The sequence below is a fragment of the Arthrobacter globiformis NBRC 12137 genome (assembly GCF_000238915.1).
Classification (GTDB): Bacteria; Actinomycetota; Actinomycetes; order Actinomycetales; family Micrococcaceae; genus Arthrobacter; species Arthrobacter globiformis.
The window spans coordinates 25,156-50,437 of sequence record NZ_BAEG01000064.1; the positions used below are offsets into that span (position 1 = coordinate 25,156).

The 25,282-nt window shown below is 66.8% G+C and carries 26 protein-coding genes; 10 read left to right on the forward strand and 16 right to left on the reverse strand.

Going from position 1 to position 25,282, the window contains the following annotated elements; all coding sequences use genetic code 11:
* Window position 1 precedes the first annotated feature (1 nt).
* The 3 genes from ARGLB_RS11450 to ARGLB_RS11460 are packed head-to-tail and all read right to left on the reverse strand — an operon-like array spanning window position 2 to window position 3,673.
* Complete coding sequence (locus ARGLB_RS11450) at window positions 2-1,162, reverse strand: glycosyltransferase family 4 protein (protein ID WP_003802516.1); 1,161 nt, start codon at window positions 1,160-1,162, stop codon at window positions 2-4.
* The gene (locus ARGLB_RS11455; RefSeq protein WP_003802518.1) at window positions 1,162-2,412 is read right to left on the reverse strand and encodes a glycosyltransferase family 4 protein; all 1,251 of its coding nucleotides are present in this window, start codon (window positions 2,410-2,412) and stop codon (window positions 1,162-1,164) included. The genes ARGLB_RS11450 and ARGLB_RS11455 overlap by 1 nt, the downstream gene beginning before the upstream one ends.
* Window positions 2,399-3,673, reverse strand: a complete 1,275-nt coding sequence (locus ARGLB_RS11460) for a glycosyltransferase family protein (protein WP_003802520.1) — start codon at window positions 3,671-3,673, stop codon at window positions 2,399-2,401. Before ARGLB_RS11460 ends, ARGLB_RS11455 begins: the two co-directional genes overlap by 14 nt.
* Window positions 3,674-5,058: 1,385 nt before the next feature.
* On the opposite strand from ARGLB_RS11460, the gene ARGLB_RS11470 reads away from it, so the two are divergent.
* On the forward strand, window positions 5,059-5,721 hold the full coding sequence (locus ARGLB_RS11470; RefSeq protein ID WP_245531518.1) for a hypothetical protein: 663 nt from the start codon (window positions 5,059-5,061) through the stop codon (window positions 5,719-5,721).
* 514 nt (window positions 5,722-6,235) lie between these two features.
* Here ARGLB_RS11470 and ARGLB_RS11475 read toward each other — a convergent pair.
* Window positions 6,236-6,709, reverse strand: coding sequence for a hypothetical protein (locus tag ARGLB_RS11475; protein WP_003802527.1), 474 nt, complete (start codon window positions 6,707-6,709; stop codon window positions 6,236-6,238).
* A gap of 65 nt (window positions 6,710-6,774) precedes the next feature.
* Complete coding sequence (locus ARGLB_RS11480) at window positions 6,775-7,758, reverse strand: hypothetical protein (RefSeq protein WP_003802529.1); 984 nt, start codon at window positions 7,756-7,758, stop codon at window positions 6,775-6,777.
* A 282-nt stretch (window positions 7,759-8,040) separates the two neighbouring features.
* On the opposite strand from ARGLB_RS11480, the gene ARGLB_RS11485 reads away from it, so the two are divergent.
* Window positions 8,041-8,853, forward strand: coding sequence for an SGNH/GDSL hydrolase family protein (locus tag ARGLB_RS11485; protein ID WP_003802532.1), 813 nt, complete (start codon window positions 8,041-8,043; stop codon window positions 8,851-8,853).
* Window positions 8,854-8,980: 127 nt separating this feature from the next.
* On the opposite strand, the gene ARGLB_RS11490 is transcribed toward ARGLB_RS11485, so the two are convergent.
* Entirely contained in the window at window positions 8,981-9,877 is an 897-nt protein-coding gene (locus ARGLB_RS11490; RefSeq protein ID WP_175304984.1) for a trypsin-like serine protease, read from the reverse strand.
* A 239-nt stretch (window positions 9,878-10,116) separates the two neighbouring features.
* Here ARGLB_RS11490 and ARGLB_RS11495 point away from each other — a divergent pair, with 239 nt between their 5' ends.
* The 5 genes from ARGLB_RS11495 to ARGLB_RS11510 all read left to right on the forward strand — a co-directional run bounded on the left by ARGLB_RS11495 (window position 10,117) and on the right by ARGLB_RS11510 (window position 12,711).
* The gene (locus ARGLB_RS11495) at window positions 10,117-10,644 is read left to right on the forward strand and encodes an alternate-type signal peptide domain-containing protein (RefSeq protein WP_003802534.1); all 528 of its coding nucleotides are present in this window, start codon (window positions 10,117-10,119) and stop codon (window positions 10,642-10,644) included.
* Between the two features lie 111 nt (window positions 10,645-10,755).
* Window positions 10,756-11,229 (forward strand): hypothetical protein, encoded by a 474-nt coding sequence (locus ARGLB_RS22420; protein WP_003802536.1) that lies wholly within the window; start codon window positions 10,756-10,758, stop codon window positions 11,227-11,229.
* A 94-nt stretch (window positions 11,230-11,323) separates the two neighbouring features.
* Entirely contained in the window at window positions 11,324-11,650 is a 327-nt protein-coding gene (locus ARGLB_RS11505; RefSeq protein ID WP_043418906.1) for an ArsR/SmtB family transcription factor, read from the forward strand.
* Window positions 11,647-11,784, forward strand: a complete 138-nt coding sequence (locus ARGLB_RS23605; RefSeq protein WP_175304985.1) for a hypothetical protein — start codon at window positions 11,647-11,649, stop codon at window positions 11,782-11,784. The genes ARGLB_RS11505 and ARGLB_RS23605 overlap by 4 nt, the downstream gene beginning before the upstream one ends.
* Before the next feature lie 3 nt (window positions 11,785-11,787).
* Window positions 11,788-12,711, forward strand: a complete 924-nt coding sequence (locus tag ARGLB_RS11510) for a cation diffusion facilitator family transporter (RefSeq protein ID WP_003802541.1) — start codon at window positions 11,788-11,790, stop codon at window positions 12,709-12,711.
* A gap of 47 nt (window positions 12,712-12,758) precedes the next feature.
* Here the strand turns inward: ARGLB_RS11510 and ARGLB_RS24090 are convergent, their stop codons facing one another.
* From ARGLB_RS24090 to ARGLB_RS11555, 10 genes are all read right to left on the reverse strand, one after another.
* On the reverse strand, window positions 12,759-12,899 hold the full coding sequence (locus ARGLB_RS24090) for a CPBP family glutamic-type intramembrane protease (RefSeq protein ID WP_245531519.1): 141 nt from the start codon (window positions 12,897-12,899) through the stop codon (window positions 12,759-12,761).
* A 471-nt stretch (window positions 12,900-13,370) separates the two neighbouring features.
* Window positions 13,371-14,009 (reverse strand): DUF305 domain-containing protein, encoded by a 639-nt coding sequence (locus ARGLB_RS11515; RefSeq protein WP_043418908.1) that lies wholly within the window; start codon window positions 14,007-14,009, stop codon window positions 13,371-13,373.
* A gap of 134 nt (window positions 14,010-14,143) precedes the next feature.
* Window positions 14,144-14,596: a DUF6153 family protein gene (locus tag ARGLB_RS22425; protein WP_003802549.1), complete on the reverse strand. Its 453-nt coding sequence runs from the start codon at window positions 14,594-14,596 to the stop codon at window positions 14,144-14,146.
* A 104-nt stretch (window positions 14,597-14,700) separates the two neighbouring features.
* Window positions 14,701-16,824, reverse strand: coding sequence for a heavy metal translocating P-type ATPase (locus ARGLB_RS11525; protein ID WP_003802552.1), 2,124 nt, complete (start codon window positions 16,822-16,824; stop codon window positions 14,701-14,703).
* A gap of 144 nt (window positions 16,825-16,968) precedes the next feature.
* Window positions 16,969-17,241 carry an ArsR/SmtB family transcription factor gene (locus ARGLB_RS11530; RefSeq protein ID WP_003802553.1) on the reverse strand — a complete coding sequence of 91 codons (273 nt, stop codon included), beginning with the start codon at window positions 17,239-17,241 and terminating at the stop codon, window positions 16,969-16,971.
* A gap of 4 nt (window positions 17,242-17,245) precedes the next feature.
* Window positions 17,246-18,904, reverse strand: a complete 1,659-nt coding sequence (locus tag ARGLB_RS11535; RefSeq protein ID WP_003802556.1) for an arylsulfatase — start codon at window positions 18,902-18,904, stop codon at window positions 17,246-17,248.
* Between the two features lie 9 nt (window positions 18,905-18,913).
* On the reverse strand, window positions 18,914-19,762 hold the full coding sequence (locus ARGLB_RS11540) for a carbohydrate ABC transporter permease (protein WP_003802557.1): 849 nt from the start codon (window positions 19,760-19,762) through the stop codon (window positions 18,914-18,916).
* The gene (locus ARGLB_RS11545) at window positions 19,755-20,705 is read right to left on the reverse strand and encodes a carbohydrate ABC transporter permease (RefSeq protein ID WP_003802559.1); all 951 of its coding nucleotides are present in this window, start codon (window positions 20,703-20,705) and stop codon (window positions 19,755-19,757) included. The genes ARGLB_RS11540 and ARGLB_RS11545 overlap by 8 nt, the downstream gene beginning before the upstream one ends.
* Entirely contained in the window at window positions 20,702-22,090 is a 1,389-nt protein-coding gene (locus ARGLB_RS11550; RefSeq protein WP_003802560.1) for an extracellular solute-binding protein, read from the reverse strand. Before ARGLB_RS11550 ends, ARGLB_RS11545 begins: the two co-directional genes overlap by 4 nt.
* A 107-nt stretch (window positions 22,091-22,197) precedes the next feature.
* Window positions 22,198-23,460, reverse strand: coding sequence for an ROK family protein (locus tag ARGLB_RS11555; protein ID WP_003802562.1), 1,263 nt, complete (start codon window positions 23,458-23,460; stop codon window positions 22,198-22,200).
* Between the two features lie 107 nt (window positions 23,461-23,567).
* Between ARGLB_RS11555 and ARGLB_RS11560 the strand changes: the two genes are divergently transcribed.
* The 3 genes from ARGLB_RS11560 to ARGLB_RS23255 are packed head-to-tail and all read left to right on the forward strand — an operon-like array spanning window position 23,568 to window position 25,261.
* A complete protein-coding gene (locus ARGLB_RS11560) occupies window positions 23,568-24,557 on the forward strand; it encodes a formylglycine-generating enzyme family protein (protein ID WP_003802563.1) in 990 nt (329 codons plus the stop codon).
* Complete coding sequence (locus ARGLB_RS11565; protein ID WP_003802566.1) at window positions 24,554-24,910, forward strand: YidH family protein; 357 nt, start codon at window positions 24,554-24,556, stop codon at window positions 24,908-24,910. The genes ARGLB_RS11560 and ARGLB_RS11565 overlap by 4 nt, the downstream gene beginning before the upstream one ends.
* Window positions 24,911-24,913: 3 nt before the next feature.
* Window positions 24,914-25,261 (forward strand): DUF202 domain-containing protein, encoded by a 348-nt coding sequence (locus ARGLB_RS23255; protein WP_003802568.1) that lies wholly within the window; start codon window positions 24,914-24,916, stop codon window positions 25,259-25,261.
* Window positions 25,262-25,282 lie beyond the last annotated feature (21 nt).

Genomic DNA, 25,282 nt, shown 5'->3' on the forward strand with positions numbered 1-25,282 from the left:
GTCAGGCCACGCTCCATTCGGACGTCAGTGCTAGGCGGATGGTTGCCAGGACGCCGTCCCAGCTGTAGAGCCCGACGGCGGCTGCCCTGGCTTGGGTGCCCAGGCGCCCCCGCAGCGCGGCGTCCGCACCGAGACGCCCCAGGGCAGCGGCAATCGCACCGGGGTCGGCCGGCTTCACCAGCAGACCGGTGCGCTCGTGCTGCAGGATGGACGGAATCTGCCCCACGCCGGACGCGACCACCGGCAGGCCCGCCGCCAGGTATTCGTAGACCTTCAGCGGGGAAAAGTAGTCGTCCCGGCCGGGTTCCGCTGCCGGGTAGGGTGCGGCTGCGGCGTCGCATCCGTGCAACAGGCCGGGCACGGAGTCCGGGGCCACGGCGCCGGTGAATTCGGCGTCCACGCCCAGCTGCGCGGCGGTCCGCTCGAGCTCCTGCCGGCATGGCCCGTCACCGATGATCTTCGCCCGCCACGTGGGCGCGGCCTTGCGGATGTTGGCCCGGGCCACGGCGTCAAGCAGGTAGCCCACACCGTGCCAGGGCTTCAGCGTGCCGACGAAAGCCACGGTCAGGCAGCCGGAATGATCCCTGACAGGGAGGCGCGGCGTGATGCGTTCGGTGTTGACGCCGTTGGGGGCCAGTAGGGTCCTGGCCCCGGGAACGCGGCCCTCCACCCACCGCACCACGGGCTCCGAGACGCAGGCCACCACGCTGGCCGCGGCGGCGTTGGCGTGCAGCATTCTCTCCGCCAGTCCGGCGTCGTGGAGCTCGCGGTACTGCTGCTGTTCCTCGATCAGCGGGGCGTTGACCTCCAGCACGGCCGGCACCCGGAGGGCTCCCGCGGCCATGGCCAAGGCCGGGCTGAACAGCGAATAGCGCTCGTAGAGCACGTCGCAGCCGTCCCGGATGACGGCCTGGGCCAGGGCAGCGGCCGCCTCCCGGATGGCGTACTCCCGTCCCGCCCCGGCGGCAGAATGAGGCCGGATTTCGACGACCGGCAGCCCGGACAGGTCGGCGGGCCGGTCGGTCCCGGCGCGGGTGCAGTAGACGGTGACCTCGGCCCCGGCACGGCGCCAGGCCCGGACGATCTCCTGGACGTGGACCGAGGAACCCTTGGTGCCGAAGACGGGGACGCCGGGGTCCGCGCAGATGTAGGCGACGCGCATCAGGCCACCGCCTCCGGCGCCGGCGAAAGCGGCCGTTGCGCAACTGTCTGGAGCGAGAGGCGACGCAGGGCAGCGGCCTGCCGTCCGGCGTCGTACTCGCGTTCGATGAGGGTCCGGGCGTTGCGGGCCAGCAGCGTCCTGTCCGTTGCGGGTGAGGTGATCCGCAGAATCGCCTGGACCAGCAGCGCGGGGTCGCCGGGTTCGACGAGGAGGCCGGTGCTGCCGTCGCGGATGACCTCCGGGATGCCCGTAACAGCCGTGGAAACGCACGGTGTGCCGGTGGCCATGGCCTCGAGCAGGACGGTGGGGATGCCGTCGGCGTTGCCGTCCGAACCCACGATGCACGGTGCGACGAAGACGTCCGCCCAGTCCAGCAGTTCGTGGATCTGGTCCTGGGTCTGCGGGCCGAGCATCCGGACATGGCGGCTGAGCCCGAGTTGCTCGAGAGCGGACTGCAACTCGTTGGCCATCATCCCGGTGCCGGCGATGCGGACGTCCGCCCGGACACCCGAGCCGATAAGCGAAGCCAGCGCCGGGAGCAGGTGCTGGAAGCCCTTTTTCTCCACGAGCCGTCCGACGGCGGCCACCCGCACCGTGGTGCCGACCGGTCTGGGGTCGCGGTAAGGGAACCGGGCCAGTTCCAGGCCGTTGCGCACCAGGCGGAGCCTCTCTGCCTGCTGCGGAAAGTGGTGGCGCAGGTACTGCAGGTTGTAGTCGCTGATGGTGACCACGTGATGGGCGTCGGCCAGCTTTGTCCGCAGGTCTTCCCGGTTGACGGTGTCGCGGAAGATGTCCGCTGCGTGCGCTGTGAACGAATACGGGATGCCGGTGATCAGGGAGGCGAGCCGGGCGACGGCGGTTGCTGCGGAGGCAAAGTGCGCATGCAGGTGCCGGACGTTCCGGCGCTGCAGTTCGGCAGCCAGGTTGATGGCCTGGACGGCATCGTCCGGGTCGGCGGCGGCGAGCTCCCCCAGGGCCTGTGACACGCCGTCAGTCAGGCCGGCCGACGCAGCCGCCCGGAGGCTTTCCCACACCCCGCTGGTGGACTGCGGCCGGCCAACATAGGTGACGGGGGCTTTGACGCGCGCCAGTTCGGGGTGGAACCTGGCGTCGGTGGTGGGGCGGAGCGCGAAGATTTCGATCCGTTCGCCGGCGGCCTCCCGGGCGAGGATTTCCGAGACAATGAACGTCTCGGAGAAGCGGGGGTACATCTTCAGGACGTAGGCGGTCACCGGCTCAGACGGCTGCATGTGCCGCACCTCCCCGCAGGCTCTGGGCCACGCTGCTGATCTGGGCGGTGATGACCGGTTCGCTGATGATCTGCTGGCTGAGGGGCCGGAGCAGATCCTGTGCCCGCGGCTCACGCGCCTGGAGCAGGTCCGCGGCCAGCCCCGGAACCCTGGACAGCCCGTTGAGCTGTGCTCCCCGGCGGTCCACCCTGGTGCCTGCCCGGTCTGCGATCCAGCCGGCCAGAATGCCGGGAGTGAGTGTGGCCAGTTCCTGCTGTTCGAGGTACCCGGCGGCGGCCAGGGACGCGGCCCGGATCCGCTGCTCGCTGCGGGAATGGTCCCGCGGAACGATCAGCGCCGGAACCGCCGTGCTGAGGATTTCGCAGACGGAGTTGTAGCCGCCCATGGAAACCAGCGCATCGGCGTTGCCGATGTGCGCCAGCATGTCCTCCAAGGCCTTCACAATTACGACGCCGGGACCCGCCTGCCGCCGCAAATCGCGCCTTTGCGCTTTGGGCATCTGGGGTCCGGCCACAATAAGGTGCCCGAGACCGGCAGGAAGCGGGGTGGCGGCGGCCAGCCTGGCCAGCGCGTAGCCGTCGGCGCCGCCGCCGACCGTGGTCATGACGTACCTGCCGGGCATCTTCAGCTTTCCGGAACCCTTCGGCCGGCCCGCGGCCAGGTATCCGGTGTAGCTGACCATCCGCCGCAGCGAGAAGGGGATTTCGCCTGCGGCCACGGGATCGTGCACAGAGCGGTCGCCGTAGATCCAGACGGCGTCAAAGAGCTCCTGGACCCGGCGGGGACCGCCGATGCCGTCCCATTCGGCGATTGCCGCTTCGGGGGAGTCAAGCACTTCCCGCAGCCCCAGCACCACGCGGGCTGAACCGCGTGCCCGGAGCCGGCGCAGGGCCCCCTCGAGTTCCAGCTGGATGCCGGTGGCGTGCCGGTCCACGATCACCAGGTCGGGGCTGAAGCCCTGCAGCAGCGAATCCAGCAGCTTTCCGCGCAGCGACACGAGGTCCTGCAGGGGGACGGACAGGTCCCGGGGCTCGTAGCCCGCCGCGCTTTTCATGACACCGGGCAGTATCACCCAGTCCCACCCTTTGGGGATCTGGAACCCTGGCGCGAGGGCGGTCCCGGCCACCAGGACACCGGTGACCTGCCTGCCGGTCAGGCCGGGCAGCTGGCGGCTCAGGGCGCCGGCCAGGGCGAGGTTCCGCCGCACATGGCCTAAGCCGAGCGAGTCATGCGAATACAGGACAATTCTTAAGTGCTTCATTTATGGGCCCCACAGCCTGCCGATAATGCCGTCCGAAAATTGTCACCGGGCGGCCAGATTAAGACCTGGCGCCCTGAAAAACCAGCAGCGAAAACTAGGAACCCTCCGCCTGCGCGGCGCCCTGTCTGACGCTTCGGAATGAAGTATTGAAGTGCGCCATTTAGAAAAACCTGTGCCCTGGTTGCCGCTGACGGGTGGGGCCGCGGCCCCCCACCCCCTCGCGGGTCCCCCAGCAAAACACGAGGTCAGGGCCGGTTTGGGGGGCTCTGGGCCGTGCCGGGCCGATGCGGAGACCGCCCGGCGACACGCATATTTCTCAGCGCGCACGGAGTTTGCGTCGCGCGAGGAATTTTGCGCGTCGCCCGTGAAGCACTAGGGCGGGGTTTTCGTCGGGACTATGCCCCTGATGGGCGCCGTGGGGTCTGTTCGTGGCTGCATGGCTCAACGCTAGGGATAACCCGTCGAGGATAGGTGCAGGGGTAATCCAAGAATTGTCAAAGGTTGTGCGCAATTCCCGGAGGGGGGCAGCGGTGCGCGGGTTAGGGGGTGGGAGCCCTTTAGGGTTCCAAGGTCTTCCGGGAATCCACGACCGGGAACCGGGAGGCTGGGGCACGAAATGGTGTGATCCTCTTGCAGACCGGGGACTACTGATGAATAACTGGCGCGGGCCGGACGGCTCGGCGCAGGCGAAGGGAAATTCCATGGCGCATCTTGTGCTGTCTCCATCGGTCAGCCACCAGGACCGGCATAACGGGTCGCCTGGCGGGCAGCCGCACGTGGCAGGGGCCAGTTCTGCCCGGCCCGAGGTCGGGAACCTTCTGCTGTTTCAGCTGCGGCTGCTGGTCGGGGAAATTCTCGCTGACCCTGGTCTTGATCCGGGCGTGCACGCGTCCCTGTTCAGGCACCTGTCCGTTCACCCGGGGCGTCCGGAGGTGGCTTTGCTTGCTCACCTGCGGGAGGTCCTGGACCCGCGTGAGCTGCCACGATGCTGATCAGCCGGACCCGGGTTGTGCACCCCGTGGGGCGGTTCCGGGTCCGGGCGCTGGCAGTCCTGCACGCAGTCCGTGCGGGAGTTGGCCAGTTCGACTGCGTCCTCGCCGGGGCCTTCAGCGGCGAATGTCTGTACAAAAACCCGGAGTGAGGAAGGGGTCTCAGCCGCTGCTGTTCATTCCGGTGCTCACTTTGGCTGGCGGCGGGGCGCGACTTAGAACAAGCGGTGGAGAAATTAGCGAACATTTTGTTTGCCTAATTCCGATGGTGGGCTGTAATCTCCCGATTTAGGTTTACCTAACTAAGCACCATCACTCTCCCCTCGCATGGCGCCGTGTATCGCAGCACGGCCGCACCCGCCGGCGGCTCCGCCGGCGACCCTGAAAGGCAGCAGCATGTCCCCAGTAGTACCGGCCCCGGCGCCGTCCGGCGCGCGGCAGTCGATTCACGAGCCGCCCATTCACGAACCTCCCGTTGACGGACCGCAGTCCAGCCATGCCCCGGCTGGCCGGAAAAGCCAGCGGCTCCGGTTGGTTCTGCTCGGATCTTTGTGCACGGCCGGGTGGACGGCTTCGCTGCTCGTGGGTCACTTCGTTGACTGCGGTCCGGAACTGCACCGGATTGGGCTCGCCGTGCACATCCTTGCCCTCGTGCTTTCCTTCGGCACCATCCTGGTTGTCGACTGGCTGGGTCTGCTGTGGCTGCTGGGCAAGGTGCAGATGCACGAGTCCGGGAAGCTGGAGGCCGCCGCGAAGCCGCTGATCTGGGGCGGGCTTGCCCTGCTGCTGTTTTCGGGTGCCCTGATCGACCCTGACCTGACCAATCCGGTCACGGTCATCAAGCTCGCCTGTGTCCTGGTGCTCATGCTCAACGGGCTTAGTATCGCGCCGGCCATGCACCAGCTGCTGGCCCTGCCCGCATGCACCCGGTTCGGGGAACTGGGCCGCAGACTGCGGCTCAGGCTGATGGTCGCACTCAGCATTTCGCAGGCGTGCTGGTGGACGGCCGTCCTCATTGGCCTGATCAACAGCACGCTGCGCCGCTGGGCCGGGGTCTGAAACCCTGGCCTGCCGAAGCGGGAGGCTGTTAAGACACCGGGTCCGGGGAGGGCTCCGCCGTTCCCGGTGTCATGCCGGTTGTCGCGCGGCAGTCGAGTGTCCGGCAAGCACAATACTGGCGGACCGACCTTGGGAAAACCTTTGGCGTGCCAAAGTCCCGGCGGTACCCTGGCGTACGTTCGGGAAGCCTTTCCGCCGGGCCCGGAAAGCATGGGGTACGTTCCGGGTCCGGCGACCGGACCAGCCATCTTGCCCTGACAGCTGGCCTGTTCTGAGTAGGACAAGCGTGTCTCTCAGGCCTTGGGAAAAGGTGGAGGCACCTTGGGGGCCTCAAGCATTCGCCGCCTGCGTCGAACCCGGGGGCGTAATCTGAAGGAGGCCGGCGGCGGACGAGTCCGATGGTCCCCGTGACTGGAGGCTCACCCAGCCCGCCGTCGGTCCCGGCCACGGCAACGTCCGGCCACGGCCGGCCCCGGACAGGACCGGACGCCGTGGGGGGCAAAGCGCTGCGGAGCTACCCGCCCCACACGGAGAACGAGCCCGAGTGCCCGGTGATCACGCTTTGGTAGATCACGAAGAGGCCGGCGAGCACGCCCAAGGCCAGTGCCGCGGTACGGGCGGGACGGGAACGCTGGAGGGAGGCCAGTGCCGGAATGCGGCTGGCCAGCGGTGTGAAGGTGGCCGCGAGCATCAGCAGAACCAGGAAGAAGAAGACGACGGCGGTCACCTTCAGGATGTCCCCCTGCCGGGCGTGGGCCTGGATGGCGTCCGTGGCGCCGCGGGTTGACTGCAGCTGCTCCCCGGCGGACGCGGTGACCAGCGCCAGCGGGGCGAGGATCAGCGCCAGGGCACCCAGCGGCCAGGCGAGGTACCGTCGGGTCCGGCCGGCCAGTCCATAGGTGACGGCGCTCAGCCCGGCCAGTGGCCCAAAGACGACGACGGCGTGGACCAAGAGAATGTGGGCCGGAAGGCCGCCGATCAGCAACACGGGAATCTCCTTGCAGGTCAGAGAGGCGCGGGCACGTCGTATCTAACACCGGGGGAGCCGATGACCTATGGGGTGTCGCCGGCCCCTTTGTCGGCATCGGCGCCGGCTTCGGCGCCGGCCCCGCTACCGGCCCGCCGTCGGGCGCCAGCAGACCGGAGGCCCAGTCCCGCCAGTGCGGTCGCCAGCGCCAGCAGGACCGTGGGGAGAGCTCCGCCGGCGGGGCCAAGCGTTGCCGCCAGGATTTGCCGGCTCATCAGCAGCATCTCCTGCAGGTCGCCCGTGATCGCCCGTGTCCCGAGGACGTAGCCGACAGAGATGAACAGGGCCGGCACCACCCACAGCAGGGCCAGGTCGGCGAGCCACACGACTGCCTGCCGCGCAGGACGGAGGCCGCACCACGCGAGGGCGCAGCCAACGATGAGCGCCGGGATCCAGCGCGCCACCGTCGGCACGGCAGCGGGGACGTTCGTCTGCCCGACAAGGCCGACAACCCACTCCCCGGCCCATGATGTGAACGGCACCGCCATCAGTCCGGCGCCCAGCGCAACCAGGGCCCGTGACCTCGCAGCGAGAAGCAGGAGCGCCACGACGCCCGCGGCGATGCATGCGATGACGCCGGCCAGCAGGCCGGCGAAGTAGACCCTGGCCAGCGTCCCGTCCGTCAGGCCGTCGTCGAGCACCGTGAACGACTGGACGGCGGCGGAAAACTGTACCGCCAGAACGCCGGACGCCGTGCACCAGGCCACCAGCCGCCGTCGGGCCGGCTGCCAGATGCGAACGGCGAGCCCCGCCATCGCACCGCCCGAGCTGAGGAGGGCCACCAGCGTGGTGAGTTCATACTGGCTCAGCGGCAGCAGGGACACCGGCATCTGTTCGGGCAGGACCTGGCTGCCCCACGAGTTCTGCAGCGGCAGCTGCGCCCCGGTGATCAGCCACGGTGCCAGGCCGAGCAGTCCGGCCATGATTCCGAGCAGCCACCCCAGGCCGGCATCCGCGGCCGGTGTTCGCTTCGTTGGCTGAAGGGGGAGGGTCTGTTCCGGCGGGCTCACGGGCGGCTCCTTGCGTGCATGGGCGGTGGGGGGCGCGCAAAAGAGCGGGCAGCTAATAATACACCGAATGGATTAACTGCAGTTGTGCAGAAAATTTTTCACGGCGGGGAAACTTTTTAGGAATTTCCGGGAGGGTTCGGACGTTTCTTGGATAACGCCACAGGCGTACCGCGCCGGGGGCGTAAGGGAGAGGACGAGGCGATGAAAAACATCGGCCGATTTGGACCCCGAAACTCCGCTGCGGATGCAACGGCCCCACACCCCTGGAGCCGGTATGTGGCAATGGGAGATTCGTTTACCGAGGGTGTCGGCGACCCCGAGGAACGCTGCGCCGGAGGGCTCCGGGGCTGGGCGGACCGGGTGGCAGAGGAGCTCAGCGCGGGGCGGACGGACTTTGCCTACGCCAACCTGGCGATCCGGGGCCTGCTCCTGGGCCAGATTCTTGACCAGCAGACGGAGCCGGCGCTGGAGCTGAAGCCGGACCTGATAACGCTGTCGGCCGGCGGCAATGACATGGTGTTCCACCGGACCGACCCCGACAAGCTGGCTGCCCGGCTGGAGGCCGGCGTCGAACGGCTCAGTGCCACCGGTGCCACCATCATGCTGTTCGCCGGGCCGGACTGGCGGCGCACGCCTATCCTGGGGCGGAGCCGCTCACGGATAGCCATCTTCAACGAGAACATCCGGATTGTCGCCGCCGCGCACAACTGCCTGCTGGTGGACCTGTGGACGCTGCCCGGACTCAGGGATCCGCAGATGTGGGACCCGGACCGGCTGCACTTCTCGCCCTTGGGCCACCACACCATTGCCATGCACGTGCTGGACGCCCTGCAGGTAGCGCACTCGCTGCAGCCGCTGGAGCCGAAGCCCCTGCCGCGCAGCAACTGGCGCGACGCCCGGGCCGGGGACATCGCCTGGGCGCGGAATTACTTCCTGCCGTGGGCGTGGCAGCGCATCGCGCCGCAGCGTATTCCGCTGCCTCTCGTCCACGACCATCCGGCCCCGGAGCCCCTGCTGCCGAAGCGGCCGGTGTTCGCCCCGGTTTATGCCGTACGGACCGTGGCCGTGAAGGCCGTGGCTGAGTTCCTGGCGTAGGCGCCCGTACGCCGGGCGTCTCGTGAGGGAAAGTACGACGGCGGGTGGTCTGCGTGTGCCCGGGTCTGGCCGACATCCGTTAATGACACCACCACGTCCTGGCACCGCGCCCCGCTTCGGGGAAGGGCTAGCCGACGGCGGGCGCAAAGGCGATGTTTGAGAACTCGCCTCCGGTGGTGGCTCGGATCCAGTCGATCACGTCCTGCCGGTCGGTGCGGTACGAGAAGTTCGTCCCGTTGCAGTAGCGGTTGTGGTTGAACGAGGTGATGCCGGCGATGGTGTTGGACCCGGCGGCGCCGTAGAACAGCGGTCCGCCGGAGTCAGCGGTGCAGGTGCCGCCCAGGCCCTTGCCGTTGCCGTTGGTCTGGACGTTGTAGCCGTCGGCGCTGGCGCTGGTGAGATTGGTCAGCTTGGACTGGGCCATGAGCCGTTCCCGGAAGGAGGTCTCGCCCGCTGCGGGGCCGGCCGCGGAGATTCCGTAGCCGCTGGAGGTGAATGTGGTGTCCTGCCGGCCGCGCTGGGTGGCCAGTGCGTCCAGGGTCCCCGGCGCGGCAAGCCGGGCGTACTCGTCGAGCATGATCGGCTGGTCCAGGATCACCAGCCCGGCGTCCTTGGTTTCGGGAACCGCGTCCATGCCGGTGTAGCCGTAGTTGTAGATCTCGTGGGACGTGGCGCACTGGGTTCCCAGGGTTCCGTCCGCGCAGGCGCTGGGGTAGCCGGTGTCCGGATCCGTGCCGGTATCCGGGCTCCAGTCAGCGCCGGCGTCCTGCTGGAAGTAGACCCGGGCCGAGGATACGCCTGCGGTGCAGTGCCCGGCGGTGAGGAACACCGTCGGGGTGAGCAGCGAGCCTGAGCACCTGTGGTGGAACCCGCCGTCGGGACCGTAGAAGACGATGAGCCCAACGAACGGATGCTCGTTGTCCTTGACGTAGTCACCGGTAATCGCACCGGCCGGAACGGCCGTCGTCACCGCCAGCGTTGCCGCAACGGCCAGCGCACCGCTTCCGGCGCGCAATTTCTTCAAAAAGCGCATACAAGCCCCAGCTTCCAGTCGCACGGGCAGCCGGCAGCGCACGTCGGAGTACGCGGCAGGCGCCAGAAAATAAGTCACCGCCCTAATGGGACGGTGACTCAAGATACCACCCGAAAGCGGCAGTTTTTTCTTGACTGATTCTTGACCATTTCCCACATCGAGTCCTGAGTTTGCCCGTGCATCGTTCTTTTCAGCAGGAAATCCACTCACAAGATTTGAAGGGTCTCATCATGAAGAACAGCGCACTGATCAAGGGAACTGCCGCCATCGCCGTTGGCGCTGCACTGCTGCTGGGCGGCGGCGGCACGCTGGCCTCCTGGAACGCTTCTGACACTGGGGCACCGGGCACCGTCATCGCCGGTGACCTGAACGTACAGGCCGCGGCCGGCGTCTGGACGGACCGGACGGGCAACCCGGTCACCATCTCCACCTACAGGGTTGTCCCCGGCGACAAGCTGACCTACACGCAGGTCCTGAACGTCACCCTGACGGGCAACAAGATGGCCGCCAACATCACCGCGACGGGCACCGGTGCGGTGGACGGGTTCACCGCAGGGAATGTGGTTGTCACCGACCCTGTCCTGACGATCGGCGGCAGTCCGGTCAGCGGCCCGCTGACCACCAGCGGCACGGTCACGGCCACGATCACCTTCGAATTCAAGTCCACCACCACGGGCCGTACCGACGTGACCAAGACCTACAACTTCGGCAACGTCGCCTTCGCCCTGAACCAGGTCACCCAGTCCGGCCTGTCCTAGTCTGGTAAGTGCGGCGTGCGGCGTGCGGCCTGGGGCCGCACGCCGCACTTTCAGATCAGGGACTGAGCAGGCACCCGAATCCGGGCATAGAACAAACAGAGAGGAAAGCGCATGAAGGCCCAGCAGAACCTCCCGGGCGCGAAGGCCGCCTTGGTAGCCTTCGTCCTGACGGTGCTGCTGGGTGCCGGCGCCACCTCCGCTGCCGCCCTGTGGCAGCAATCGGCCACTGCCACCCTGGCGGTCTCCGCCGCTGCCGACTGGCCGGCGGCAGCCATGAGCCTCCACTGCACAGCCGGTCCGGGCGACTCGGTGACCCTGACAATCCAGAACATCCCCGCTCCAACGGCGGTGACCATTGCGTCGAGGACATCCGGAGGGACCTACGGGTCAAGCGTCACCGTCTCGCCGACATCGGCCACCATCGTTGTCGGCGCAACTACCTACGGCATTCCCGAAAGTGTGGGAAGCACCAAGAACGGCAAAGTAGACCTCCGCGTCAGTGCCACCTACACCGGCGGGACGGGAACGGCGGAGCTCCTGGGGCTGCAGCTCACCGGAAACAACACCAAACTGGCGTGCCAGTAGGACGGTGACCGTTCGACGGCGGCCGGCCGGCCGGCGTCGTAAGCGGCCAAACTACAGAATTGCGTGAGTACATCTGCGCATGTACTTTGATGGCATGGAGACGCTGACGCAAGCACCAGTGCTGGCCAGGTTTGGTTATGCGGTCTCGGATCCCACCCGAGCCCGGATCCTTCTCGCCCTCTCGGACGCACCGTCCTATCCGTCGGATCTGGCTGACTCCATCGGGGTGTCCCGGCAGAGCATGTCCAACCACCTGACCTGCCTGCGCGGCTGCGGCCTGGTGGTCGCTGTCCCCGACGGGCGGCGGACCCGGTATGAACTCGCCGACGCCCGGCTGGGTCACGCGATCAAGGACCTGATCGGCGTTGTCCTGGCGGTGGACCCTGCCTGCTGCGCACCCGACGGGGAGTGCTTCGGATGACCGCGCTGCTGCATGCCGCAAGCCCGGAACGCCGCGAGCACCTGACACTGCGGATCATCGCCCTCTCCTGCCCCGGGTGCGCGCCAGAGGCCCAGCCGCAGGCCCTCTCACTGAATCTCCGCCCGAAGGACTGATCTATGGGCAACGGACACGACCATTCCCACGGGGCCGAAGACGCGGCCGGCAACCGCGGCAAACTCGTCATCGTTTTCGCCATCACGTTTATGGTGATGGTCGCCGAAATCGTCGGCTCCGTGCTCACGGGCAGCCTGGCGCTGCTGGCGGACGCCGGGCACATGTTCACCGACTCGGCCGGGCTGCTGATCGCGCTGATCGCCGCGTCACTGGCGCTGAAACCGGCCACACTGAAGCGCACCTGGGGATACAAGCGCGCCGAAATCGTCGCCGCCGCCGGACAGGCGGCCCTGCTGCTGGGCGTGGGCGGGTTCGTCATCATCGAAGGCATCCGCCGGCTCTTCGAACCCCCTGAGGTCGTGGGATCCACCATGCTGTGGTTCGGCATCATCGGCCTGGCCGGCAACGCCATCGGCCTGCTGGTGCTCGCCTCGGGCCGGCACCACAACTTCAACATGAAGGCTGCGTTCCTCGAGGTTCTCAACGACGCGCTCGGCTCGGTTGCCGTCATCGCGGCCGCCGTCATCATCGCCCTCACCGGCTGGACCCGGGCCGACGCCGTCGTGTCCCTGCTGATCGGCGCGCTGATCATCCCCCGCACCCTGAAACTCCTGCGTGACACCACTGACGTGCTGATGGAAAACGTGCCGCGCGGCCTGGACCTGGCCGAGGTCCGCGAGCACATCCTGGCCCTGCCGCACGTCATCGACGTCCACGACCTGCACGCCTCGCTCGTCGCCTCCGGAACCCCGATCCTCTCCGCCCACGTCACCGTCAAGGACCACTGCATGCGGGACGGCCACTCCGCGACCATCCTGGCGGACCTGCAGCGCTGCGTCGCCGAGCACTTCGACGTCAGTATTGAGCACTCCACCTTCCAGATTGAACCCGCCGCCCACCGCGACCAGGAAAGCCTGCCCCACTGAGGGCACCGGCACCAGCCGCCGGCGCCTCCATCAAGGGCTGCGCTACCTCACGCCGCAGCCAACACGATGAGCACCACCAGCGCATTGTTCACGGCGTGGAGTAGCACCGGAGCCCATAGGTTCTGATGGAACCGTCGGACGAGCGCCAACGCGATGCCCAGGGCGAAGAGGTATGCAAAGGTGAGCAAAACCAAATGGCAGACGGGATTTGCCACAGCAGATGAAGCATCCTGGGCCTGAGTCGTCGGAACCCGAGACCGCCCAGACTAAGGCCGTTTCTCCGGATCAGGTGGATGTGCAGGGCCAGCATGGCCGCTACAGTTGCGCCGCAGAGGATCAGGAGAATGACGGACTCGGGAGTGAAATCAACGAGGCCTGACAGCCCCGCTGCCAGAATTCCCGCTGCCAGAACCGCAATATACAGAGCTACAAACATAAGCGCCCAGGCGGCTTGCTTGAATGTCACGCCCGCCGTCGGCCCGGAAGCCTCCACAGGTTGGCTAAGTGAACCGGCATGCAAGAGTGTCCCCCGAGGCTTCATATTGTGAGCCTAACTCAGCCTCACCGACGCTCAGTCGCATGTCCTTTGCGACTGCTCAGGTACCACGGACGATACCGCCCCGCCACACGGGCGGGGCGGGTACGGAAAGGGGTGCCAGCTAGAGCGTGGCCAGCAGGTCCTTCATCTCCTGGATTTCCTTCTGCTGTGCCGCGGCGATGGCCTTGGCCAGGGCAACGGCGTCGGCGTTCTGTCCGCCGGTTTTCTCGCCCTTGGCCATCATGATGGCGCCCTGGTGGTGGGCGGTCATCTGGGTCAGGAACAGCTTTGCAGCTTCGGTGCCCTGGGCGGCGCCGAGTTTCTTCATGTCGTCGTCGCTCATCATGCCGCCCATTGCGGGCCCGTGGGTGGACATGTCGTGGCCGCTGGCCGCTTCAGAGGGTTCGTTCCAGCTCCTGAGCCAGCCGCTCATCGTTTCGATTTCCGGGGCCTGCGCGGCCTTGATCTTCTGGGCCAGGGCCGTGACCTTCGCCGGGATGTCCTTCTTGGCGAGCATCATGTCGCTCATCTCCACAGCCTGGGTGTGGTGCGGAATCATCATCTGCGCGAACATCGTGTCGGCGGCGTTGTGTTCGGCTGCCGCTGTTGCGCTGCCGGAGGGCGCGGATGCGGTGGCCGACGCGGAGCCGCTGTCCGTGCCGGTTGTGGTGGTGCCGCTGCCGGGACCGCTGCCGCAGCCGGCCAACGCGATGGCCATGGCGATGGCGGCAGTGGAAAGGGTCAGAAACTTCTTGTTCATGTAAATCAGGTCCTTCACACGTTCAATCGGCGCCGGGCGCCGGAAAAGGGGGATGGCGCGCCATAGTCGGGCGCGCGAAGACGCGGGCGATAGCCGCGGCTGTGCTGATGCAGGATGGTTCCGGCAGCCCTGTTTTACGTCCGGCTGATGGACAGTTCACATGGTGATGGCGTGTCTGGCGTGTAGGCACTGCGCCCGCTCACCTGTCCCGCCGGCCCGGCACGGACGGGCGACGCTCCCACCGCGGCCGTTTCCGGGACCGGCACGGTGAGTGTGCTTGTCTTGCCGGAGGGAGTGCAGGAGACGGTCATCGCCTGGGTGCCGCTGCAGTCCCCGTCCGGGCAGCCGGGCCCAGCCGAAATTTGCTCGCCAGAGGGCCCGTGGGCAGCACCTGCAGTGACACCATGGGCGGCCGCGCCTGCCGGGTGCGAGTGACCAGCAACCGTCAGCGCACTGGCCGGCCCGTGCATGATGTGGTGGCCGTTCATGACGTGCATGCCGAAAATGCCGGCGATGAGGGCGAGCACCAGTGAAAACAGTCCGGCACGGCGCAGGAACATCAAGGCAATGCTGCGGGCTGCAGGCATGACGGTTCCTCCTTCGGTGCCGGATCAGTGTGTGTATTAAGGCTACCGGGCCACAGGCGCCGGCTCGAGTTCAGCGGTGGCCCAGGTTCAACACTGGCCCAGGTTCAGCGGACCTGGGCCGGGTTCAGTTTGACCCGGCGCAGCAGCTGGGCGTTGAGGGCGACGACGATCGTGGACACTGACATGAGCACGGCACCGGCCGCGGGGGAGAGCATGACGCCGGCGAAGGCCAGCACCCCCGCTGCCAGCGGGACGGAGATGATGTTGTAGCCCGTCGCCCAGACGAGGTTCTGCCACATCTTGCGGTAGCTGGCGCGGGACAGGTCCACCATGGAGAGCACGGCCCGCGGGTCGTTCCCGGCCAGCACCACGCCCGCTGATTCCATGGCGACGTCGGTTCCGGCACCGATGGCGATGCCCACTTCCGCCCGGGCCAGGGCGGGGGAGTCGTTGACGCCGTCCCCGACCATCGCCACCTTGAAGCCCCGGCTCTGCAGTTCGCTGACCTTCTTGTCCTTGTCGGCCGGCAGGACCTCGGCGAAGACCTCATCGATGTGCAGCTTGTCCGCGACCGCCTGCGCAACTTGCCGGGCGTCGCCGGTGATCATGGCCACCTTGATGCCGCGGTCCTGCAGCGCCGCGACGGCCTGCAGGGATTCGGGCCGGATGGCGTCCTCGAGGCTGATGGCGCCCAGCACCTTGCCGTCGGCCAGGACGTGGAGCACAGCGGCGCCGCGCTCCATCCAGGCTCCGGTGGCCGCGGCCAGCCCAGGGGGTTCGGTGGCCATGAGTTCGCGCAGCAGCGCCGGTCCGCCCACCTGCACCGTCCGGCCGTCCACGCTGGCACTCACGCCCCGGCCCGTCATGGAGCGGAAATCCGTGGCCTGGGGAACGGGAATGCCCTGGTTCCTGGCCGCCCGGACGATAGCCCGGGCAACAGGATGCTCGCTGTCCGCTTCCACCGCCGCGGCCAGGGCCAGCAGCTCCTCCCGGCCCACGCCGCCGGCCGCTGCAATGTCCTGTACCTCGGGCTCGCCTTTGGTGAGGGTGCCGGTCTTGTCGAACAGCACGACGCCGACGGTGCGCATGCGCTCCAGCGCCATCCGGTTCTTGATCAGGACGCCGGCGCGGGCTGCCTGCTCGGTGGAGATGGCGATCACCAGCGGGATGGCCAGGCCCAGGGCGTGCGGGCAGGCGATCACCAGAACGGTGACCGTGCGGGTGACCGCCTCCGGGACGCTGCCCAGCAGGGTCCAGGCGATGAAGGTGATGACGCCGGCACCGGCGGCGAAGTAGAACAGGAACGCCGCGGCCCGGTCGGCAAGCGCCTGCGCCCTTGTCGATGAAGCCTGGGCCTCGGCGACCAGCCGCTGGATCCCGGCCAGTGCCGTGTCGTCCCCGACGGCGGTGACCCGGACGCGGACCGTGTTGTCTGTGGCTACGGTGCCGGCCACCACCGTGTCGCCAGGGGAGCGGAGCACGGTCTTGGATTCGCCGGTGGTCATGGATTCGTCGAACTCGGCCTGCCCGTCGGTGACGGTGCCGTCCGCGGGCATCCGGGCCCCGGAGCGGACGAGTACCAGGTCCCCGGCCCGGAGCAGGGAGACGCTGACGGTTTCCGTGCCGGCGTCGGTGATCCGCTCGGCCTCATCCGGCAGCAGTGCGGCCAGGGCGTCGAGGGCTCCCTGTGCGGATCCGAGGGCGCGCATCTCGATCCAGTGGCCAAGAAGCATGATCGCGACCAGCAGCGCCAGTTCCCACCAGAAGTCCAGGTCGAACCCGCCGATGCCCAGCGTGGTGACCCAGGAGGCAATGAAGGCGACGCTGATCGCCATGCCGATCAGCAGCATCATGCCCGGGCGGCGTGCACTGAGTTCATTCAGGCCGCCCCGAAGGAACGGCTGGCCGCCGTAGAGAAAGATGACGGTACCCAGGACAGGCGGGATCCACGCGGATCCCGGGAACTCGGGCGGCATGTAGCCGAGCAGGTCCCCGAACATCGGGCTGAAGTACACCACCGGAACGGACAGCGCCAAAGCCAGCCAGAACCGGTCCTTGAACATCGCCGTGCTGTGCCCGGCGTGCTGGCCGTGGCTGTGCACCGCGTGGTCGTCGCGGGTGTCATGGACCGCGTGCGGACCGTGTGTGTCCGCCCGGAGATGGCCCGACGGCGGCCCGGCAGTATTGGCGGTCAGCGGCAGTTCATGGTGTTTGGTTGGTCCACGCATGTCAGTTCCATTCCACGAAAGACGGATGGGTGCGCTGGGGTTGAACGGCTGTGACGGGGAGGCAGTCCCCTGGACATACCACTTCACTGACAACACCAGAAATATACCCCTAGGGGGTATGTCCGTCAAGCGCTCGGACCGGGTTCACGGGTCCAACGGGCTGCGTTCGAAGCTGGCAAGGGCTGCCATCATGGCAACCCTTGCCTCGTCCTCGAGCTCGTACACCGCCTTGCGGCCTTCCCGGTGGCATTTCACCAGGTGGTGGCTTTTGAGGGCAGCAAGATGGTTTGAGATATATGGCTGGGACAGGCCGAGCATGGATGCGATCTCAGTCGGGCCTTGGGGTGCCGAGTACAGCAGTGAAATGATGCGCTGCCGGGTTTCGCTTTCCATCACCGGAGCAACGAGCTGTTTCATCACCTTACCCGGCGGCTTCGATGGCCGGACGGCCCCTGAGCTCATAGAGCTCAACGATCCGGCCAAAGGGCAGGACGCCTACGCGATCGGCCCATTGGGCCCAGTCCGCGAGCAGAGACTCGGCCAGGTCCCGGTTGTTGGCGACGACGTCGTCCAGCTCCGTGGAGTCCTTGGAGAGGTTGTATAGCTCCCAGGGTCCGGGGAAGGTACGGACGAGTTTCCAGTCGCCGCGGCGGATCGCGCCGTTGCCGGCATGTTCCCAGTAGAGCGTGCCGGTCTGGGCATCCACGGCATGCCGTGCGGGACGGGTTCCCTTCCCCTCGCCCTGTCGCAGCAGGTTCAGGAAGCTTGTGCCTTCGGGAGCGGGAACGGGATTCCCGTTCATCTCGGTTGGCGGGTCGATGCCGGCCGCTTCCAGGAGGGTGGGCAGGACACTGGTCAGCTGCAGCGGATGACGCAGCAGGCGCCCCTCCTGAACCGTACCTGCAGGCCAGTGAATGATGAAAGGTGCGGCGATGCCACCTTCGTGGGTCCACTTCTTGTACATCCGGAACGGGGTGTTGGAAAGGTTGGCCCAGGCCCTGCCGTAGCTCGAATAGGTGTTTTCCGGGCCGGGAACGATCCGTGGTTCGTTGCCCAGTTGCACGGGTTCGCCGGCGCGGGTGTGGGGCCGGTATATATCGGTGCGCTTGACGAACGTGTCCCGCTCGAAGTGTGGGATCTCCTCAGGTGAGGCACCGTTGTCGGAGAGGAAGACAATGATGGTGTTGTCGAACTGGTTCCTGTCCTTGAGTTCGGCGATGATCCGGCCGATTCCTTGGTCCATCCTGTCCACCTGGGCGGCGTAGGTTTGCATGCGCCTGGCCTGCCAGGCCTTATCAGGTGTGTCGTCCCACGCCCGTTCTTCGGGATCGCGGGGGCTGAGGCTGGTGCCCGGTTCCACGATGCCGAGCTCGTACTGGCGCTCGAAGCGTTCCTGCCGCAGGTGGTCCCAGCCGGCGTCGAAGCGCCCCGCGTATTTGTCGATGTCACTCTCGGGGGCGTGGAGTGGCCAATGCGGCGCCGTGTACGCGACGTAGAGGAAAAAGGGTTTGTTCTGCGCCGTCGCCCGGTCGAGGAACCCGACGGCTTCATCGGTGATTGCGTCGGTGTAGTAGAAGTCGGGGTCCTGGGCTTCGTGCTCGATGTTTGTTTCGCCGCGGACCAGTGTTCCGGGGTTGTAGAAGCTGCCACAGCCGGTGAGGGTTCCGTAGAAGTAATCGAACCCGCGGCGTGTGGGCCAGGCGTCGTTGGGGTTGTGTGCGTCGGCGGCCAGGTGCCACTTGCCGGTGATGCCGGTGGCGTAACCGTTGGCGGAGAAGATCTCGGCCGCGGTGGCGCAGTTGCGGTTCAGGTTCCCCTTGTACCCGACGGGTGAGTCGTCCCCGGTGAGGACGCCGATGCCGGTCTGGTGCGGGTGCAGGCCGGTCAGGAGCGACGCACGGGAGGGGCTGCAGCGTGCGGTGGTGTAGAACTGGGTGAGCCTGGTGCCGCCGGAGGCAAGCTGGTCGAGGTTGGGTGTGTCGATCTCCCCGCCATAGGAACCGAGATCGGAGTACCCGAGGTCGTCGGCGAGGATGAGTACAACGTTTGGGCGCGTCGGAGTCAGAGCAACGTCATTCATGAGTGGTTCCTAGCCCTTCACTGCGCCTGCGGTCAGGCCGGCAACAATGTAGCGGTTGGCGATAATCGTGATGATGATGATGGGGATGGCTGCCAGCGTTCCTGCGGCGGCCATCTGGCCCCAAGCCACCTCGAAGGGCTGGACGAGGGAGGCGATGCCTACTGTCAGTGGTGCCGTGACGCCGCCGGAGGTCATTGTCAGGCCGAACAGGAATTCGTTCCAGGCCATGATGCCGGTGAATGTTGCCACGGAGGCCAGGCCTGGCTTTACCAGCGGGAGCATCACGGACCGGAAGGCGGTCGCCTCGGAGGCCCCGTCGATCAACGCTGCCTCGCGCAGGGCCGGGGGCAGCCCGTCGAAGTAGACCTTCATCAACAGGGCCGCGAAGGGGAGCTGGAACACAGTGTTGAGGATGACCAGGCCGAGCGTTCCGCCGATGAGGCCGAAGGAAGACATGGTGGCATAAAGGCCCGGCACCAGCACCATCGGGGGGATCAGCGGGATGAAGGCCGTCAGTGCCAGCAGCGGGAGGAGGACCATCCGCGGGATGACCAGCTGCGACAGGGCGTAGCCCGCGAGGGAGCCGAAGACCAGGCAGAGCAGGACGGTTCCCACCACAATCATGAGACTGTTCCCCAGCTGCGCGAGCAGCGGGTTGCCGGGTGCGAGGAGGTCGGTGTAGTTGCTGAGGGAGAACCCCAGGTTGATGTCTGCGCCGATGATATTTTTCAGCGGCTGAAAGCTGAGTGCGACCATCCAGAGAATCGGCACGATCGTGGCGGCGATGGCGGCGACGAGGACGAGCTCTGCGATGGTGCCGATGACACCCAGGCTGGATCGGGACTGGGTTTTAGGCATTGGTGGCCTGCCTTCCGGTCACTGCTTTCTTGGCAAGGACGTAGAGTCCGCCCAGCAGCGCAAAGATGAGGATGATGGCCACACCCAGTGCTGAGCCGTAGCCCAGCTCGAGCCGGTCGAAGAAGATGGTGCGGATGTGGAGGCTGATGAGGTTCGTGGAATTGCCCGGTCCGCCGTGGGTCAGCAGGAACATCTCGTCGAAGGCCTTGACCGACATGATGAGGCGGATCACCGTGGCGGTGATGATCACGGGCTTCACCATGGGCAGCACCACCATCTTGATCGTCTGCCATTCGGTGGCGCCGTCCACCCGGGCAGCTTCCAGGACTTCGGTGTCAATCGACTGCAGCGACGTGTACACCAGCAGGAAGACCAGTGGCGTCCAGTGCCAGACGTCCACCGCGATGATGGACAGCATCGCCCCGACCGGTTCCCCCAGCCAGCCCTGTTCCGGGAGGCCCGCGGCGAGCAGCACCTTGTTGATCGCGCCGATGGTCGGGCTGAGGAGCAGCAGCCAGATAACGCTCACGACGACGGGAGCCACCACTGTGGGCCAGATCAGGATCCGCTTCGCCACGGTTTTCATGAACCGGGCCCGGTCGAGCATCACTGCCAGCAGGGTCCCCAGGATGACCGTGAGCGCTACGGCTCCGACGATGAAGGTGATGGTCACGAAGAGCACGGGCAGGGTGTCGGGGTCTGACAGGATGCGGGTGAAATTGTTGAGCCCTGCAAACTCCATCTGGAATCCGCCCTGGATCACCCGGACCTCGGAGGCGGCCATCCGGAACAGTTCGATGGCCGGGTACACGCCGAACAGGAGGAGGAAGAGCGCGAACGGCGTCAGGGCCACGAGGCCGAATTTGGACCAGGACTTCCGTCCCCTGCGGGTGGCGGTTCCGCCGGACGCCCGCAGTGGCGGCAGGGTGGTGGTGGCTGTCACTTCAGGTACCCCGCATCCTTGACCACCTTTGTCACCGCGGCCTGCAGGGCGTCCATTCCCTTGGCGGGGCTGACCTGGCCCGAGGCGATCTGGGTGAGGAACTTCTCGGTCTGGGCTGCCATGGCCGGGCCGAAGGGCTGCCGGATGGACGGTTTGATGTGCTGCACGGATTCCTGCAGGGGCTTCAGGTAGGCCGCCCCCGCGCCGGATTCCGCTCCGGAGGCCAGTGCGCTGCGGCGGGTGGGGATGCCGCCGGCGTTCATGAAGACGGTTTGGGCCTCGTCGGTGAGGACCCACTTGATGAAGTCAAGGGCCGCTTTTGCCCGCTCCGTGGGCAGCCCCTTGGGGATGGCGAGGCTCCAGGTGCCGCTGGTGGGTGCCGGCATGCCGCCGGGTCCTGCGGGGACTTCGGCGAAGCCGACCACGTCGGCGATCTGGGATTTGTCTTTGTTGAGGAACTGACTGGCTGCCGCGGCCACGACGTGGGTCTGGAGTGCCTGCCCGCCCTGCATGAGGGAGATGACCTCCGCCTGGCCCACTGTCTGCGGCTGGTCCGGTCCGATCTTGGCCAGTTCGCGGTAGGCGGTGGCGGCGGCGATGCCGGCCTCGGAGTTGATCGTCGGCGTCCAGTCCTTGCCTTCTTCCTTGAACCAGGAAGCGCCGTGGCTGTAGAAGACGGGCATGAATTCATAGGTGACCGAGAGGCCGCTTTGTGCAGCCTGGGCGCGCGGCACGTAACCGTAGCGGATCTTTCCGGCGTCCACGGCCTTGCGTCCGTTCTCGATCGCGTCTGCCCATGTCTTGGGAACGGAGAGGCCCAGTTCGTCGTAGAGGTCCTTGCGGTAGACGAAGAGGTCCATGTTGCCGTTGATGGGGTAGCCCATGACCTTGCCGCTGTCTGCTGAGCTCTTCTTCGCCGCATCCCAGTAAGGCAGGTTCGCGTAGGTCAGAACCTCTGAGTCGATCTTGAAGCCTGGGTCGATGGCGTCAAAGGGCTGCGCCCAGCCGTTGGAGTAGAACTGGCCCACGCCGAATTCGTCGATCTGGAAAATGTCGAAGGGGAAGCTGTTGCCCTGGACGGCGTTGGTCTGCTGGGTGAACAGGCCGTCGTAGGGGAACTCCCGCAGCGTGATCTTGATGCCGCTCTGTTCTTGGTACTTGGCCGCCATCTTGCGGTAGGCGTCAAGCCAGGGGGTCTTGGCTGTAGGCATGATCAGCTCGGTGACTTTCCCGCCCGCGCCGGCGCCGCCTCCGAGCGCACCGCCGCCGCCAGGGCTGCATGCCGCGACGCCGCCCAGGAGCGGCACCGAGGCGCCGAGCCCCAGGACCTGGAGGAATCGGCGGCGGTTGGTTTCAAGCTTGGCCTGGTCATTCATGGGGATCATCGCTCTCCGGGGAACGGCCTCCGCAGGAGGGAGGGAAAAGAGTTTGGTTAGGTGATGTAACTAAATTGAGCGTAAGAGACGCGCATCACATTGTCAATACAAAGTTCCTAGGCCGTGAGGGTCCAGGGCTCACGGACCAGGTCGCCGATAGCGGTGTCAATACCGCCGTCGAGCACTGCGGCGGTGCCGAGCTGTGAGACCACTATTTCCGTTCCGTGGGTGAATTCACCCTCCCCGTAGAGGCCCAGCTCTTTTTCGAATGCCGGCATCAGGAGCGGGGCCAGCTGTGTCAGGTAGCCGCCCAGGATGATCACCCTCGGATCGAAGATGGCGGTGAGCGTGGACACGGCGCGGGCAAGCCACATTCCCTGTTCGGCCAGTTCCCGCTTGGCAACGGCCCGCTCTTCCTGAACGGCTGCCAAGGCTTCACTGACCCTGACCGCGGCGGAGGAGGAGTGGTGGCCGGTCGAGCTCTCAAGGGCGCGGGACAGTGGCGCGACGCCGACGTACGTTTCCAGGCACCCGGTCCGGCCGCAGTAGCAGGGGCGGCCATTGTGGTTGACGGTCAGGTGACCGAACTGGCCGCCCATGCCCGCGTCCCCCCGAAGAATTTCCGAGTGCTTCTGGAAGGAGCCGCCCACACCCATTTCGCCGTAGAGGAGCAGGATGCCTTCCTCGCCCGCGAAGCCGCCGTTCTGCCGCTCCGCGTGGATGGCCAGGTCTGCCAGCTTGTCCAGCGTGAACGCCACCGCCCCGCCGGAGCGCCTTTCAAGTTCGTCGACAACTCGGACGTCCGCCCAGCCCAGGCTCAGGGATTTCAGAACTACCCCATCGGCGTTGTCCACAAAGGCCGGGCATCCCACGCTCACCCGCACGATGCGCATTGCCTCTGCTGCAGCGGCGGACGCTGCCTGCCTGATCAGTTCGGCGGCGAGGTCCAGGACGTATTCCGGCGGGTGGTCGCCGGCGGAGACGTCCCGGCGCTCGGTGAACACCACCCTCCCCTGCAGGGAGGTGCACTTGAGGGCGACATGGTCCACGTTCAGCTCCAGCGCCCCGACGGCGAGGCCGCCGTCGCTCATCTCGAGGACGCGGGCGGGCCGGCCGGACTTTCCGGTCGCGGCCAGGCCGGATTCCTGGATCAGGCCCATCTCCTGGAGCTCACTGACGAGGTGGAGGACGGTCACCCGGTTCAGTCCCGATTCCGCAATCAGGTCCGCGCGGGTTACCCGCCCGTGGTCCCGCACCGATTTCAGGGTGGCGGAGAGGTTATGGCGACGGATGTCGACCAGACTAGGCGGAGCGTCCGCCCCGCCGGCCGCCGGCGCCTGCGCCTTGACCGGACGGGTCGCCCTTTTGAGATTTGCCATGGACACTCCTGAAATGCTTGTGGGTATAGTTTAGTTATCTAACTCAACTAAACCACGCAGATTCGGTCCCCACCATACGCGGGGGGCGAACTACTCCGGGAGGGCAGATGCAGGAAGCAGCAGGGTGCTGTACTCCCGCCCGCAGTGCTTCCGGACGCCCAGAGCTTGGGCTTGTCAGCATAAGCGACGCCCCGCAGGCCCGGACCGAAGCGGCTATCCCTGCCGGAACGTTCCTGATGGGAGATGCGTTCGATGAGGGCTATCCGGCGGATGGCGAGACCCCCGTTCATCAGGTGACCCTCCGCGGGTTTCGCATTGACACCACCGCAGTCACCAATCAACAGTTCGCTGCGTTTGTTGACTCGACCGGCTACCGCACCGAAGCGGAACTGTTCGGGTCCTCCGCAGTCTTCCACCTCTTGGCGCAGGCCGACAAGAAAGATGTGCTCGGCGTGGCCGCGGGCACTCCGTGGTGGCTGAACGTCCGCGGCGCTGACTGGGCGCACCCCGCAGGTCCGAAGTCAGGGTGGTCCGACTCCAGCGACCATCCCGTCGTCCACGTCTCCCACAACGATGCCCTGGCGTACTGCAGGTGGGCGGGCCGCCGACTCCCGACGGAGGCTGAATGGGAATACGCGGGGAGAGGCGGCCTTGCGGGGCAGCGCTACCCCTGGGGCAACGAACTGCTGGGTGACGGCGGTAAGCACCTGTGCAACATCTGGCAAGGCACGTTCCCTCGGGCGAACACCCGGGACGACGGCCACCTGGGGACGGCGCCTGTGAAGTCCTTTCCCCCGAACGGATACGGCCTCTATGAGGTCGGCGGAAATGTCTGGGAGTGGTGCTCGGACTGGTTCCTGCCCAAGTACTACCGCAACTCCCCGGCGAGCTCCCCGCAGGGGCCCACCATCGGTTCAGGCCGGGTCATGCGGGGAGGTTCCTACCTCTGCCATGACTCGTACTGCAACCGCTACCGCGTGGCCGCGCGGAGTTCGAACACACCCGAGTCCTCCAGCGGAAACACTGGTTTCCGTACCGTGGCGCTGGAAAGTCCGACGGCGGCGGATGCGGTCCCGCATGAACGGCACCACCGATGAGGGAACCGGAGTGGCGGCAGCGGGGATCGGCCCCCGATTACCGGTTCTCGCTCGCCAACGAGCGGACATTCCTCGCCTGGATCCGGACATCACTGGCCATCCTCGCCGGGGCAGTGGCAATAGACCAGCTCACGCCCGACATCGCTCCGGCGCCGGTGCGCATCGGTCTCTGTGTCATGCTCGCCATCGTAGGCGCGGTGCTGGCCGGCCAGGCCTACGCCCGGTGGTCGGCCCAGGAACAGGCCATGCGCCAGGAGCGCGAGCTTCCACATTCCTGGCTGCTCATCGGCATGACCATCACCGTGGCATCAGCAGCCGCCGTCTTCTCCGTGCTTATCCTCCTGGCAGGCTGAAACGTGGCAGGGAGCGCAAGCAGGGACCCCGGCCTGCAGCCGGAACGGACGCTCCTCTCCTGGCGGCGCACCATCCTTACCCTCATCATCACGGACGTCCTCATCTGGCGGGCATGGCTGACGGCTTCCCCGGGCGAAGCAGCGGCACGCTCTGAAGGCCTTGGCATCGCAGCTGGCGTGGCCTCCCTGGCCACTGTCGCGCTCACAGTCTGCATACTCAGCCGCGCGCTCCAGTTACGAGGCTCCGCCCAGGCGCCTCCAGCAATCCTGATGAAGACAACCTCGGCAGCGTTGCTTGCCCTTGCTGCCGCCGTCGTTTGCTCCATCATCATGTCCGCGCTTCCGCGCTAGGGCAAAAGGCGCCGGCGTCAG